The 14,532-nt window shown below is 43.3% G+C and carries 16 protein-coding genes; 13 read left to right on the top strand and 3 right to left on the bottom strand.

Features of this window, described 5'->3' with window-relative positions; all coding sequences use genetic code 11:
- Positions 1 to 214: 214 nt before the first annotated feature.
- The 5 genes from MKY54_RS23990 (at position 215) to MKY54_RS23970 (ending at position 2,868) form a co-directional block, all read left to right on the top strand.
- Positions 215 to 574, top strand: coding sequence for a hypothetical protein (locus MKY54_RS23990; RefSeq protein ID WP_076128954.1), 360 nt, complete (start codon positions 215 to 217; stop codon positions 572 to 574).
- Positions 575 to 612: 38 nt separating this feature from the next.
- Positions 613 to 792 (top strand): YfhD family protein, encoded by a 180-nt coding sequence (locus MKY54_RS23985; protein ID WP_036683923.1) that lies wholly within the window; start codon positions 613 to 615, stop codon positions 790 to 792.
- 97 nt (positions 793 to 889) lie between these two features.
- Positions 890 to 1,264, top strand: coding sequence for a hypothetical protein (locus MKY54_RS23980; protein WP_076128956.1), 375 nt, complete (start codon positions 890 to 892; stop codon positions 1,262 to 1,264).
- Positions 1,265 to 1,275: 11 nt separating this feature from the next.
- Positions 1,276 to 1,425 (top strand): hypothetical protein, encoded by a 150-nt coding sequence (locus MKY54_RS23975; RefSeq protein WP_175619034.1) that lies wholly within the window; start codon positions 1,276 to 1,278, stop codon positions 1,423 to 1,425.
- A 531-nt stretch (positions 1,426 to 1,956) separates the two neighbouring features.
- Positions 1,957 to 2,868 (top strand): methyl-accepting chemotaxis protein, encoded by a 912-nt coding sequence (locus tag MKY54_RS23970; RefSeq protein WP_076128958.1) that lies wholly within the window; start codon positions 1,957 to 1,959, stop codon positions 2,866 to 2,868.
- Between the two features lie 214 nt (positions 2,869 to 3,082).
- Here the strand turns inward: MKY54_RS23970 and MKY54_RS23965 are convergent, their stop codons facing one another.
- Positions 3,083 to 3,262, bottom strand: coding sequence for a hypothetical protein (locus tag MKY54_RS23965; protein ID WP_076128960.1), 180 nt, complete (start codon positions 3,260 to 3,262; stop codon positions 3,083 to 3,085).
- Between the two features lie 291 nt (positions 3,263 to 3,553).
- Here MKY54_RS23965 and MKY54_RS23960 point away from each other — a divergent pair, with 291 nt between their 5' ends.
- The 7 genes from MKY54_RS23960 (at position 3,554) to mtaB (ending at position 10,672) form a co-directional block, all read left to right on the top strand.
- Positions 3,554 to 4,114, top strand: a complete 561-nt coding sequence (locus MKY54_RS23960; RefSeq protein ID WP_076128962.1) for an RNA polymerase sigma factor — start codon at positions 3,554 to 3,556, stop codon at positions 4,112 to 4,114.
- Positions 4,074 to 5,750 (top strand): DUF4179 domain-containing protein, encoded by a 1,677-nt coding sequence (locus MKY54_RS23955; protein WP_339188170.1) that lies wholly within the window; start codon positions 4,074 to 4,076, stop codon positions 5,748 to 5,750. The genes MKY54_RS23960 and MKY54_RS23955 overlap by 41 nt, the downstream gene beginning before the upstream one ends.
- A gap of 104 nt (positions 5,751 to 5,854) precedes the next feature.
- Positions 5,855 to 6,433, top strand: coding sequence for a DNA-3-methyladenine glycosylase I (locus tag MKY54_RS23950; protein WP_076192116.1), 579 nt, complete (start codon positions 5,855 to 5,857; stop codon positions 6,431 to 6,433).
- Positions 6,434 to 6,642: 209 nt separating this feature from the next.
- A complete protein-coding gene (prmA, locus tag MKY54_RS23945) occupies positions 6,643 to 7,695 on the top strand; it encodes a 50S ribosomal protein L11 methyltransferase (RefSeq protein ID WP_036683907.1) in 1,053 nt (350 codons plus the stop codon).
- Positions 7,696 to 7,697: 2 nt separating this feature from the next.
- A complete protein-coding gene (locus MKY54_RS23940; RefSeq protein ID WP_076128966.1) occupies positions 7,698 to 8,381 on the top strand; it encodes a site-2 protease family protein in 684 nt (227 codons plus the stop codon).
- A gap of 179 nt (positions 8,382 to 8,560) precedes the next feature.
- Positions 8,561 to 9,325 carry an RsmE family RNA methyltransferase gene (locus MKY54_RS23935; protein WP_076185272.1) on the top strand — a complete coding sequence of 255 codons (765 nt, stop codon included), beginning with the start codon at positions 8,561 to 8,563 and terminating at the stop codon, positions 9,323 to 9,325.
- Positions 9,326 to 9,328: 3 nt separating this feature from the next.
- On the top strand, positions 9,329 to 10,672 hold the full coding sequence (mtaB, locus tag MKY54_RS23930) for a tRNA (N(6)-L-threonylcarbamoyladenosine(37)-C(2))-methylthiotransferase MtaB (RefSeq protein WP_076304269.1): 1,344 nt from the start codon (positions 9,329 to 9,331) through the stop codon (positions 10,670 to 10,672).
- Between the two features lie 342 nt (positions 10,673 to 11,014).
- Here mtaB and MKY54_RS23925 read toward each other — a convergent pair whose 3' ends face one another.
- Positions 11,015 to 11,341: an AzlD domain-containing protein gene (locus MKY54_RS23925; RefSeq protein WP_076304270.1), complete on the bottom strand. Its 327-nt coding sequence runs from the start codon at positions 11,339 to 11,341 to the stop codon at positions 11,015 to 11,017.
- Positions 11,332 to 12,066 (bottom strand): AzlC family ABC transporter permease, encoded by a 735-nt coding sequence (locus MKY54_RS23920; protein ID WP_036683898.1) that lies wholly within the window; start codon positions 12,064 to 12,066, stop codon positions 11,332 to 11,334. Before MKY54_RS23920 ends, MKY54_RS23925 begins: the two co-directional genes overlap by 10 nt.
- A gap of 209 nt (positions 12,067 to 12,275) precedes the next feature.
- Between MKY54_RS23920 and MKY54_RS23915 the strand changes: the two genes are divergently transcribed.
- A complete protein-coding gene (locus MKY54_RS23915) occupies positions 12,276 to 14,501 on the top strand; it encodes a hypothetical protein (RefSeq protein ID WP_076128972.1) in 2,226 nt (741 codons plus the stop codon).
- Positions 14,502 to 14,532 lie beyond the last annotated feature (31 nt).

Here is a 14,532-nt window from a genome sequence, read left to right as displayed (position 1 = left end):
TGTAAAAAATTATGAAAATTAAATTTATTCTACAGCTATAACTTCAAATCGAATATACAACTTTAGTACCATATTGCAGCGAAGCGTTGAGGAAAATGTCGAATTCCCAGTAGATAAGTGGAATATAAGAAAATCAGAGCATAAAACAAATGAAATTAAGACAATATAAATGAATGCAATAGATATCTGAATTTCAAGCGAGAGCGGGGATAAGATGTCGGAAAGATATATTTTGGCATATTTTAAAAGTCCAGAGGAAGCCGAAGGCGTCGCGCGCAAGCTTCGTGCACTTCGGGCCATTGAAGTTTCCATTGATCGCTTCAGTAGATATGGAGGTACCAGCTTTAGCTCAGGGGTAAATCCGGTGACAGGCAATGTGGCCAGAATGGACTCCATGACTGCTGAGCATGCACACACAGGCATACTTGCAGCTGCGGACACCAGCTCTAGCGGGATGAGTCATGGTGGTAACGGTGGTCCAACGGGGAGAGATATTTTGCTTACGGTTATTGTGCATACGAAGTCCTACGATCAGGCTCTGCGCTTAATTGAAGAAGCAGGCGGGATGGCCTGATCAGGCACTTCATTGAGTAAGAAGAAAGGAGACGAACAATGGATAGAGAGAACTCACAAATCTTCTCCAAGACGGAGAAATTGAAAATGTTATACGAAGCTAAAGCAGAGGATGTAGAATTCTCGGCGGCGGAAGCCGATCTTGATGATATTGAAGCTCAGGATCGCGCACAAGAAGCGGACAAACGTCAGCTGAATGAGATTATGAAGAAAGAATAGCAGCTAAAAAAGCTAAGGCGGATACCTCACTTTGTGGGGTATTTTTGCGTTTGGGCATGTATAATTAGGGCGAAGAGCTTAAGTGTGGGGGGAGAAGATGGATAACGTTATTTTGTGGACAGGGTTAGCCTTATTGATCGCATTATTAACCTATTTGAACCAGAAGCAGTTGTACTCTCCAAAAGTAAAACGCGCCTATCGTGAGTTGCGGGAGCTGACAAAGAAGGTTCGTATGGAGCGCTCTGAGGCGAGCGATTTGTATCGATGGGAAGCAGAATTAACCGAACTAGAGAATCATCCGAATGAACTGAATAAATTGGATGCCGAAATTAGGTTTCATCACGCATTTTTGTTATATCTTGAACGTCACTACCCTTCAGACCCAAGGATTATTGGTTTGAAGCAAGCTGACGCATATCAGAAGGATATGGTTTTGGGGATTAAAATAAAAGATTATAAATCCAATAAGTAAGATAATTTTGAATGTGTGTACAATGGGAGAAGGAATATATTCGTACAGGTCGCAGACAACTGTTGCATGAAGGCGAGGGTAGGCGTGGCTTGCTGCGCCGCAGCCTGGCTGGAGTGCATTTGAAAACGGAGGAACTTCCATACTTTGCTAAATGGGATTGAGAATGATAGGAATTTGAAAATGAAATTGAGAGTTTGAACCCTAGCTGATATTTGCAGCTGGGGTTTTTGGTAATGGATCAGTAAAAATGAACTAAGTTAGGGCAAGCTTTTAGCTTATAAGTAAGGCTAATGCTAAGAAGAATTTGGGGGTCTCATAGTCGACGTAGCTGTAGATATTTTTCTGTTGGAAAATGAAATTAGGGAAAACCTCCCTCTATTTTTCTCTAAATGCTCGAAAAAAAGAGATTTTAGGGAAAACCTCCCTAAAAAACGCTCGAAAAGATAGAAAAAGACCTGATTTCATGAGTTTTTGGGGAGTATTTCCCAAAAAGATAGATGAACATTCGAATCTTGCACATCATTAGGGATGTTTTCCCTAATTATCATCATTTCGAGTATATTAACGTCTGCAGATGTTATAAATATTTTAAGTAAAATAGCTAATATCACACTACAGATTAAGGATGTATAATTGTTCGAATATACTAACTACGACCAATCAACTATTGAATTTTTTCAGGGGGAATTAGAATGGGGCTGGTACACTCTCAAGGAGTTACTGATGAGCTTGTTGTTAGATCTTTAGAAAGAAATTTAGCTATTATCCGGTTTGACCTTGATCGCCGGGTAGCTTATGTGAATGAAGTTTTTGCAAATTCCATGGGATATAAAAAAGATGAAATGTACGGAATGCATCATAAAGAATTCTGTTTTCCACATTTCGCAGATAGCCCAGGTTACGAACGGTTTTGGCAGGATCTTTTTACAGGGAAGAGTTTTCAGGATAAGATCGAACGAATGGATTCGAAAGGAAATGCGGTTTGGCTTGAAGCCACCTACATGCCAGTGTTTGATGAAAGCAATGAACAAGTCATCGGAGTATCTAAAATAGCAACTAATATCACCCAAAGACAAAACAACATGAGTAATGTTGTCCAACGGATGCAAGAGATGGCAGACAGCTTGAATCAAAGAGCAGATTTAGGTATTGAGCGCAGTCAAGAATTATTACGAAGCATCAACAAAATCGCCGAAGTATCGATAGAAAATACACATACTTTAGCTAATCTTGAAAAGCAAGCTGTAGCGATTCATAGCATCGTGCAAACGATTCGCGATATTGCTTCGCAAACGCAATTATTAGCCCTAAATGCTGCTATTGAGGCAGCGCATGCCGGGGAGTATGGGCGAGGTTTTGACGTAGTGGCAAAAGAAGTAAGAAAATTATCTTCCATGGTACAAGATTCGATCATAAAGGTACGGGATAGTGTGGATGCGATCACGCTGGAAATTGGAAAGATCTCTATAGGTACAAATCAAGTACAAGAAAGTATAGAAGATAGTCAGCAGCAGGTTCTGGTAGCGTTGGAGGATTTTTCGAAGATTGCTTCTTCTGCACAAAATCTCGACACACAAGCGCGCGAGGTTATGGATATCCTTTAATTGTTAATATGTATGTTGATAGATTGAATATCAGCAAAAAAGGGTCGGTCTCCTACTTGAAAGAGATGGACCCTTTTATTGTTGGTATTATCCGATTTTGTTAACAATCAAGGTAGGAATCATATATCTATGATTTGTGATGACTCCGTCTACAGTAATACTAACCTTAGTAACTCCGGTGTCCCCAATCGCCCCATCAGAGCCAGTCCCACCTTTAGCCCCCCGTCCCCCCAGTTGCCCCAGTTGCCCCATATCCGAGTAATTCTGCTGTAGCTAATCGATGCTGGGCTACTAATTTCTCTGCACTGTCTTTACCCCAAAATGAGAGTTGGATTGGATGATTTGGCATCACATCTAGCAGATCACCTACATATTGAATTCTTTCTTCATTCATGTAGTAGCCTTCGATCAGAACTGTGGAAGCAATCTGACCGCTACCATTAGCAATTTTGACAGTGACCTGTTGTGTAAGTCTTGTGTTGTTTTCTGAGTTAACATTGTTTTCTACGGACCAGTAGTTAAAAGAGTCATTGTCCTTCCTCCATTTGCTTCATTCAGATTATTAAGCCTGTTTGATTTTCTCTATGTCTTTAAGAGTAGCGATAGTTTATGCTCAGAAAAACGAACCTTTTCCAAGGATTGGTTGTCATATAGATATCTCAGTCAAGAAAGGAGGGCGCAAAATTTGGAGAGTAACCGGGAGTTATTTGAAACCTACAATAAAGATGTATACCGGACTTGCTACTATATGGTGCATGACGCGGCGGATGCAGAGGATTTGACTCAGGATGTCTTTATTACCGTATTTCGCAGTAATCGTGAGCACGTGGAGCATATCAAGGCTTGGATTATGAAAATAACGGTCAACCATTGCCTCAATCATTTGAAACGAAAACGGACTTTACAACAGAAGATTACGGACAACCTTCATTTCTTTAATAAAACGGCAGAAACAGCTGTGGAGCAGCAGATTGAGCAGCGTGAGACGGAGGTCGAGTGGGCGCAATATATGAGCCAGGTCCCTATCAAACTTAGGATGGTGCTCACACTTAGGTATATGCATGATTTCAGTCTGGCTGAAATTTCGGATCTGCTGTCCATTCCACTTGGAACGACCAAATCTAGGCTGCATAAAGGGCTAACGGTAATGAGGAGAATCCTGCAGGAGGCTGGGGTTCAACTTGAACTAAAGGAGGGCGAAGCTTTTGAAAAAGTTAGAAAATATGCTGGAGCATCGTTTAAATGAAGATAAAGGTGTGCCTTATCCAGATTTTGAACGCATGTGGGGACGTTTAGAGCAAGAAAACAGTACAATGACTCCCCTACAACTTCGTATGGCGAATGGTAGCGGGAACAGAGGGAGAAACTGGAGTAAAATAGCTGTGGTGGCTTCATTTTCAGTACTTATTGCAGCGGCACCCGTATATGCAGCAGTGCATTATGATTGGGATAATTTGCTCCATGGGAGAGGAGGCGTTCAAGCAGCGCTGGCCCAAAATCTCGGACAACAACTGAACCAGTCAGTGACGCAGGATGGAGTAACTCTGAAGCTACATACAGCGATTGTGGATGAGAATCGGACGGTTATCTTATTCACTTTGGATGTAGGAAAACGCTTGGAAAATGAAAATTGGAATGTTAATGGAATGACTTTGAAGGGCGCAGATGGGGCGAATGGTCCTAGTGAGTTCAGTTATGTGTTATGGGATGAGAAAAATCAACATTACAACGGATATTTCGAGAGTGATTGGACACCGAAAAAGGATACTGTGAATGTGCAACTAGTTGCAGATAATCTGCAAGCCTTTAGCACACAGGAGTTAGATTTACCGCTGGATATCCAATCGCAGGAGACACAAAATTTTCCTATTGGACAGGAAGGAATGCGCAGCATAGAGGTGAAACCTTTTACCCAAGGACAAGAAAAAATATTATTCTCTTCAGCGATCATTTTTGATCAGCCAGAAACAAAAGAATGGGCCTTTCCAAATATAGTCGCTTACAAAAACAGAACGCTCATAAATTCGCTGGCTGGAGGTGCTTTCGGTACACCGGGAGAAAACGGGGAATATACGTCCCAGCAATATTTTAAGGCGGCTGATATTTCCAGTGGAGAAGTGAATTACAAGCTGCAGTACATGAAACAAGAGAAAAAGGTTGAGGGGCCCCTAGCTTTTGATCTTCAATTAAGCAAAAAGCAGATGGAGAGCGGAACCATAAATACTTCATTGAATCTGCCGCTAGAAGAGGGCGAACCTAATTACACGCTGGAGAAAATGGTAGTGACGCCTACTCAAATTCGAATCGCTATTAGAAGTAAAGAGAAAGGCAACAATTTCCCGTATCAAAAGTCTACTCTTGAAGTAGCAGGCAAGACGCTGGAGGGCAATTTCTGGAGATCTCCAGAAGGTGAGCCGGAATTAACAGTGCTTCGTTTTGAGCGGCCAGTTGACCTTGAAATCACAGAAGAGACGCCAATTACCTTTGTTGCTAAATACAAGGTGACTCAGCACGGCAGCTATAAAATTAACAAGGACGAAAAAACACCACTTCTGTTGACGAATATATCTGATAAGAAACAGACGCTTATCCAGCAGCTTAGCGGATACCCGGTAAAATGGACGTACTATATGCAGGGTGCCGATCTTTATGTAGAGACTGAAAGTGAAGATGCTCGCTTCGGTGGAATTAACCAGACCCATATCGGACTGGGGAAAGAGCGTATTTTAGGTAAACCTCTGACCGTTAATTTCACGGGGGATGGAAACAATAAGGCCATTGATGTTTACAAGGGTTTCAAAGGTACAGAAGCTTCTATTTATATATTCTTCTATACGACTGACGATCCGGATAAAGAAACAAGAGTGCAGCTGCGGCCATAGAAAATCTTTTTTAGGGAGGAACCTTGTGTTCTTCCCTTTTTTTCGTTTACAGTGAGTAGATGCTGAGTGGACTCAGCGAGGATTAGCGTAAAGGAGAGAAAAGGATGGAAATCACTCGCTGTGCTTGGGTTAATGAGGATCCTTTATATATCGCATACCATGATGAAGAGTGGGGCAAACCTCTGTATGATGACCGGAAGCTGTTTGAATTACTTATGCTCGAAGGCATGCAGGCAGGGTTAAGCTGGTACACCGTCTTAAAAAAACGGGCACATTACAGAGAGGTATTTGATGGATTTGATCCGGAAAAAATTGTGCATTATGATGAGCTGAAAATTGCTGAGCTGATGAACGATCCTGGGATTATTAGAAATCGCTTAAAGATTGATTCTATCATTCGTAATGCAAAAGTATATTTGCAAATTAGTGCGGAAACAGGCAGCTTTTCAGATTATCTCTGGAGCTTTGTGGGGGGCGCGCCTACACTTAACCATTGGAAGACACGTGCGGATGTCCCTGCTTCAACGGCTCAGTCTGACGCAATGAGTAAAGCATTAAAAAAGCGAGGCATGAAGTTTGTCGGCTCTACCATATGTTATGCTTTTATGCAGGCATCGGGGATGGTAGATGATCATTCGCTCGATTGCTTTTGCAGGAACAGCACGGGCATGGCAGAGCGTTGATCTGTAGTTTGGCGTTACCCCAAGAAGAAATGTTATACTATGAAGCGAATGCTCACAAAACTAAGTCTATGCTTACGAAGCCAGTTTTGCACGAAGTTAATCAATGAAGCTAACGCTCACAAAACTAAGCCTATGCTTTCGAAGCCAGTTTTGCACGAAGTTAATCAATGAAGCTAACGCTCACAAAACTTTAGGAGGATCACATAAAGATGTTATGGCATGAAGTGACGATACATACAACAGAAGATGCACAAGAAATGATTTCGAATTTTTTATATGAAGCAGGAGCGGGTGGGGTTTCTATTGAAGAATCCGGAACACTCAGTAAAGAACGGAATACGCGTTACGGTGAATTATACGACCAACCCTTGAATGATATCCCAGAAGGGGAAGCGGTAATCAAAGGTTATTATGCCGATTCCACGGATATGGATGCTGTTATAGAAGAACTGACTCCACGGGTAGCAGAATTGCGTGAGTACGGCATTGATCCGGGCAAATCGCTGATTTCTTGGAAAACCGTAGATGAAGACGAATGGGCGCATGCTTGGAAGCAATATTTTAAACCGCTCAGGGTATCGGAGCGTCTCACGATTAAACCAACTTGGGAGGAATATACGCCTGAGAGCCCAGATGAAGCAATCATTGAGCTGGACCCTGGTATGGCATTTGGTACAGGGACTCACCCTACAACAGCTTTGTGCCTGCGTGCGCTCGAGAAGAATATTAGCGGCGGCGAAGAAGTAATCGATGTTGGTACGGGTTCAGGAATATTGGCTGTAGGTGCAATGCTGCTCGGTGCGAAATCCGTGCTGGCGTTAGATTTGGACCCTGTAGCTGTTGAAAGTGCGCGGGAGAATGTAGCACTGAATAAACTTGAAAAGTTCATTACGGTAAAAGAAAGCGACCTGCTCTCCTTGCTAGGCGGTGAAGGTGTAGCTGACACGGCTGCTGGAGAAATGTGGCCATCCGCTAGACCGGGTCACACTCTTGAGGGAACACCTGCGGAGCAAGTAACAGAGGATAGCCTCGGCGTTACACTCCCGGTGAAGATTGTAGTTGCGAATATTTTGGCAGAAATCATCGTATTGTTTACGGATGATGTGTATCGTGCACTTCAGCCAGGAGGCTTGTATATTACCTCTGGTATTTATAAGGATAAAGAAGGACTTGTGGCTAACGCACTACAAGAGTCCGGCTTTGAGATTATGGAAGTATCCCGTGAAGAAGATTGGGTGGCATTTACAGCCGGAAAGAGGTAAAAATGGATATATTGCAAAGTATAATACGTGTAGATCTGGATCAGCTTCCTTTTCTGCTCATTACGATTTTAATTGCTTTTACAGTACATGAATTCAGTCATGCTTATTTCGCAAATAAGTTCGGTGACCCTACCGCTAGATTATTAGGACGTATGACGCTTAACCCTGCTGTACACTTCGATTTTTTTGGTATTTTACTGCTGCTGGTTGCTGGTTTCGGGTGGGCACGTCCAGTTCCTGTAAACCGTGATAACTTTAGCCGCCCCCGTCTGATGGGAGTCATTGTGTCTGCTGCGGGCCCAATCAGTAACCTGTTACTAGGGATTATTGGTGCTTTAATATATGGGGTGCTTGCGGCAACCGGTGTATTAGAGTCGATCTCCAATGATCGCGTTTTAGAGGCAGTGTATCTGTTCTTTGGCACCTTTATTCAATGGAACTTCTTTTTATTCTTGTTCAATCTGATTCCATTGCCTCCGCTGGATGGCTACCGGATTGTGGAGGATATTGCTCCTCGCTCCATTCGGGGCAGATTACAGCAATTTGAGCAATGGGCTGTATTTATCTTTTTATTAATTCTGTTTATTCCAGGGTTACGAACCTATACCATCGATCCTCTTGGCCACTGGGCTAGTGAAATGTCGAGAACATTTGTGCAGCTATTCCTAAGAATGTTTGGCAGCTAAGGTAGGGACTGAAGTCTGGTCAACCCTGCTTAAACATTGTATTATGTAATTTGTTGAAAAATAGGATAGTTAAATTTCGCCTGATCCATAGTTATATTTCTCTAAGAAACGGGTGACGTCTTTATTAAGGCGTCTTTACCGTTTCTTCTTACTGAATTCATGAACAGGATGATGAAGAGATGCAGCGATATTTTGTTACACCAGAGCAGTTTGGTGCAGATAACGTTAGAATTGACGGGGAAGATGCAAGGCATATTGCCAAAGTCATGCGCGGTAAGGTTGGGGACAAGCTTATTGTCAGCGATGGCGTCTCCCGTGAAGCGTTAGTGGAGATTGCTCAGATCGAAATAGGGGAAGTGACAGTGAACATCCTGGAAACCCTGGAGATGACGCATGAACCGCGGATAAAAATCACAGTGGCTCAGAGCTTACCCAAGGCCGATAAGATGGAAACTGTCATTCAAAAGTGTACAGAAATTGGAGCCGTTGGTTTTATTCCTTTTCTGTCGGAGCGCACGATTGTACAATACGATGAACGCAAGGAAAGTAAGCGGCTGGACCGCTGGCGTAAAATTTGTAAAGAAGCTGCCGAGCAGGCACACCGGAACATCGTTCCGGCTGTAGGCTCACCGTTATCCTGGAAGCAGCTGCTACAGACTTTTAGTGAATATGATGCTGTTTATTTCTGTTATGAAAAAGAAGAAGGCTTGCAGCTTCGCAGCAGTGTTGCCCCTTGGTTATCCTCGCTTTCACCGCAGGCTGGTGGGAAGGTACTGATTGTGGTAGGTCCTGAAGGGGGTTTTACACCAGAGGAATGCCAAAAGGCAGAAGAAGCTGGTGCGGTTTCCGTAGGACTAGGACGGCGTATTCTGCGCTGTGAGACAGCGGGCATGGTTGCCGCTGCTTGTATTTTATATGAATCGGGAGAAATGGGAGGAGCTTAAGAGATGCCATCCGTAGCATTTTATACTTTAGGTTGTAAAGTGAATTTTTATGACACTGAAGCCATCTGGCAGCTATTCAAAAATGAAGGTTACGAGCAGGTCGATTTTGAGGGACCCGCCGATGTATATCTGATTAATACTTGTACTGTAACTAATACAGGTGACAAAAAAAGCCGTCAAATGATTCGTCGTGCCGTTCGCCGCAATCCGGAAGCTATCGTGGCGGTTACTGGCTGCTATGCGCAGACCTCTCCTGGTGAGATTCTTGATATTCCTGGTGTCGATCTTGTTATTGGTAACCAGGACCGCGATCAGATCATGACGCATGTAAAGAACATTGAAGCCTCACGTCAGCCGGTCAACGCTGTTCGTAATATTATGAAGACACGTGAATTCGAAGAGATGGATGTACCTGGCTTTGCGGATCGGACGCGTGCTTTTATGAAGATTCAGGATGGTTGCAACAACTTTTGCACATTCTGTATCATTCCATGGTCGCGTGGACTTTCCCGCAGCCGTGATCCCAAAAGTATCGTAACCCAGGCACATCAATTAGTAGAAGCAGGGTATAAGGAATTTGTGCTCACGGGTATTCATACCGGTGGTTACGGTGACGATCTTGATAATTACCGTCTAGCCGATTTGCTGTGGGATCTAGATAAGGTGGATGGACTGGAGCGGGTACGTATCAGTTCTATCGAAGCTAGCCAGATCGATGAGAAGCTGCTGGAGGTGCTGAACCGTTCCTCTAAAATGTGCCGTCATCTGCATATCCCGCTGCAAGCCGGACATAATGATGTGCTGAAAGCGATGCGCCGTAAATATACGACAGAAGAATATTACGCTAAAATGCAGCTGATCCGTCAGGCGATGCCAGATGTCGGGATTACTACGGATGTTATCGTTGGGTTCCCGGGGGAGACCGATGAAATGTTCCGTGCCGGCTACGACTTCATGAAGGCTATTAATTACTCCGAGATGCACGTATTCCCTTACTCCAAGCGGACGGGCACTCCGGCAGCGCGGATGGAGAATCAGATCGACGAAGAAATCAAAAATGTACGCGTGCAGGAATTGATTGATCTTTCGGAAGAAATGCAAATAGCTTATGCTCGCAAATTTGTAGGCCAGACATTAAGTGTTATTCCGGAAAGAGCCGCAAAAGGGGCTCCGGGGCGCAATATCCAGCATGGATTTAGCGACAACTATTTGCAGGTGTTCTTTGATGGAGAAGATTCACTCCAAGGAGAACTTTGTCAGGTGAGGATAACGGAAGCTGGCGTGAACGAATGCCGCGGTGAGTTGGTCGGGGTTAGTCAGACTGGGCTTCAGCAGGCTATCCGTTAAGCAATTGATATCCGTTAAGCAATAGATATTAGTAAAAGACAACAGAGCAGCCATTTTCCCGTTAGCGGGGAAGGGCTGCTCTGTTTTTAAGTTGTTGCTGTCTAGACCACCAATTCATAACAATCTCATGATGCTTTCGGACCCAGCTGGCGTTATTTGTATTTTTTTTGCCTTTTATGCTTAGTTTCGGACTCCAGTGCAGCTATTCCTCAGAAAGTAGTTCATAATAGGTGTTTTTCATGACTATAGCGACTATGGTGTCCGTTAGTGTTCCAAAAGTGGGATAATGCTGCGAATAAGGTCAGCTGTGTCCGATAGTGACTTCATACGCGTAGAAGTGGATCAAAAAAACATCCGTAGAATCATGATTGAAACAATCCCCGCCAGTACAGTGCCTAGCAAGCTCCGGGTTTTTATCGCAATCAAAAAAGTAGGCAATGCCGCAAAAAGCTCAATGTTATTAGCTAAAGACGAAAATTTCCCATCATTCAAAAAAATCTCCTGACCTATTAATGCTGCCATAACAGAGATAGGAACATAGTTTAACCAGCGCATTCCCCATTCTGGCAATTCAAACCGGCTAAGGATCATGAGCGGAGCCACCCTGGGAATAAAGGTCACAAAAGCTGCTCCTAGAATGATCAGAAATACATCCCATCTCACTTCCATTTTTCAAACACCATCCCTATTGTTGACGCAATGACTGTAGCGATAATCACTCCAACACTGCTGGAGAATAGGAAGGAGCTTCCTACTGCTATGATCACGGCAAGGATTGCGACAACCAAATCTAGTTTGATTTTATTACGGTCAATCATGGAAATTACAAGAATGCCAATAAACATCGCAGGTAAGGCAAACTGTAAACCGAATTGATCAGGGTCTGAGATCCACTGGGCTAAAAAAGCTCCCGCTACATTCGCAAGAAACCAATTTAAATAAGCGGTGAGATTTAGACCGTGCATCCATTTTTCACTGATTTGCTGCTTATTCAAAGCTTGATTGATGGCAACTCCAAAGGTCTCATCAGTCAATAAAGAACCAACCAGCATATTTCTCAGTGGGGAAAGATGGCGGAAATAAGGTGAAAGAGCTGCACTAAGTAAAATATGGCGAAGATTCACGATAAATATCGTAATAATAATGGCCGCAGGCGAGCTGCTAACAGCTATCATTCCAGCAGCTATAAACTGAGCTGAGCCCGCGTAAAGAATCAAGCTGATTAAGGCAATCTCAGCAATGCTGAGCCCGGCTGTCTTTTGAACAACACCTGCTGCGAGTCCGATGCTTAAGTACCCTAGTAGTGTGGGAATACAATCTTTTACCCCTTTAAGGAAGCTATCTTCCTGTTTAGGAGACGGGATTGCTTCTAGTTGGACGTTCTCTGCACTCATCGTAGCCCCCTTGTTTCAAGAAAGAATTTAGTAGTTAGCATATTACTTCCTAATATTTTGATCAACCTTTACCGTATTATCTAGTCTGAAAGTCCCGAATTTCGCTTTATAGAGCCAGGGGGTAAACACTTAGGGTACAATTGTCGATATAAGTAAAAGAGTGTGGGGATAAACCACCGAACGACATTATAGCCTAAGGGAGAGAACAAATGACTGTGTACAGGAAAATGACGAAAATGCTCCTCATCATGATATTGTTAGCTACTGCGGTTTTTCCGGTAAGTGTCTTTGCAGCGACCGGCGATATCAACTCGATTGAATTCGAAAGCTCCGCTAAAGTAGAGCTTACGGTTGGACAAACGCCAAAGCAACTTAAGGTATATGCGAATGTGGAAGGGTCCTCATCTAAAAGAGATGTGACAGGTGCAGTTGTATGGAATTCTTCTAACACAAACGCTGTAAAGGTAGTAAATGGCCTATTGACTCCGATTGACAGTGGAAAAGCTATTATTACAGCGACTTATAATCATGCACTTGCTACCATTGAAGTTGAGGTAGCCCATCCTGTTAAAGAACTGAAGCTCGAATATAGTTCTGAAGGGAACTACAAATTGGGTGATGATGAGGATAAACTGCTGGTCAAAGCCAATGCGATTGGTGGAGAAACAGCGACTTCTGCTAAGGATGTAACGGCTGATACTACTTGGAGCAGCTCCAACACAAGCGTGTTGACCATTGCAGAAGGTAAGATCACTTTGGCTGGTGAAGGTACAGCAACGATCACTGCCAAATACAAGACCTTAACAGCAACCTTTAAGGCTGTAGTGAAATTGCCTTATTCTGAAATTGAGCTTAAACATGACGACAAAATCGTTAAAGAACTAGAGATGCTAGTCGGAGATGCACCTTTGAAGTTGGTTGCAGAGACTAAAGAAACTACAAAATCCAGCGCAAATGATATTTCAGAGAAAGCGGAATGGTCCTCTTCTAGTGCTAGTGTAGCTACAGTAGACAAAGGCGAGATCAAAGTGTTGTCTGCTGGTAAAGCTGTAATTACAGTATCCTATCTAGGGATTACACAAACAGTAGACGTATATGTACGTGCTCCTTATGAAGCGCTGCTACTTACTCCTACAGGAGATCAATTCCTGTTTATGGGCGAAACCCTGAACGTTAAAGCTGAGGTTCGCGATGCTGCGAATTCTACTCCGAACATTTCAGGCAGCGCAGTATGGACTTCGGATAACCAATTGGCGGCAACCGTTACGCCTGGTAGCGATACTGCGGCAGTGACTGCTAAAGCAGTGGGAACTTCGGTTATTAAAGCAGAGTACAGAGGAATTAATAAAAGCTTTAAGCTGACAGTGTATCCTACGATCACAGAACTGGCAGCCGACAAGACGGAATTGGAGCTTTACACAGATGACACCGTAAGCCTTCCAAAAGTAAATGGTACAAAGCTTGACGGAACAAAGCTAGATCTTAGCAGTGATATTGAGTGGACTTCTGCGGATGATGAGATTGCCACCATTAAAGACGGCAAGATTGTTGCTGAATCGGCAGGTATTGTGAAGGTTATCGGTAAAATAAAATCAGAAAACCCAACGACTTCAAAAACTGCTGTAAGAGAAAAAAGTGTTGAAGTAAAGGTTACAGTGAAAGATAAAGTCCTTGTCTTGCTTGGACCAGAAGAAAACCTGGTGATTGTTACTGGTGAAGAGAAGGCTGTTCCTGAAGTAAAAGCTGTGATGGAAAACGGCAGTGAACTTGATGCTACTGCAACTATGGAATGGGAGCTTACCGGTACGAATGCGATTATCAAGACAACAACTTCCGGTAAGGTAATCAAAGGACTGGTGAAGGGTTCTGCTACTTTAAAGGGAACTTACGCTAATAAAACCATCAGTATCCCAGTTACCATTGAACAAAAGGTTACTAAGCTAGTTGTAGAACCTACTGCTATCGAAATGAACATTAAAGGCTCTAAAGCGATAAAGGTAACGGCTTATTATTCTAATGGTAAGACAGGGAATGTCTCCAGCAGTATGAATTGGGAGTCCTCAAACGAGGCGGTTGCTACGGTTAAAGCTACAACCGTTAAAGCAGTAACAGAAGGTACTGCTACGTTGACAGGATCTTACCAAGGGATTGCTGCTAGTGTCAAAATTACTGTAGTTCCTAAATTAACAAAGCTGACCGTTAATGAGAGCAGACTGAAAATGGCTCCGGGAGCCGTTCAGAATGTTGTTGTGACTGCACAGTATGATACTGGTAAGACTGCTGTTGTTACTGGAAGTGCGGTATGGACCAGCTCCAAGCCTTCTGTAGCGAGAGTATCTGCAAGTGGTCAGATTGTAGCTGTGAGTAAAGGAACGACATCCATTAAAGGAAAGCTAGGCGGCAAAACAGTTACAGTATCAGTGACAGTGAAGTAATAGAGAATAAGATCTGAATTATCAACTATGA

Origin of the sequence: Paenibacillus sp. FSL P2-0121, assembly GCF_037975345.1 — a bacterium.
GTDB lineage: Bacteria > Bacillota > Bacilli > Paenibacillales > Paenibacillaceae > Paenibacillus_AQ > Paenibacillus_AQ odorifer.
This window is presented reverse-complemented; position numbering and strand designations above follow the sequence as displayed.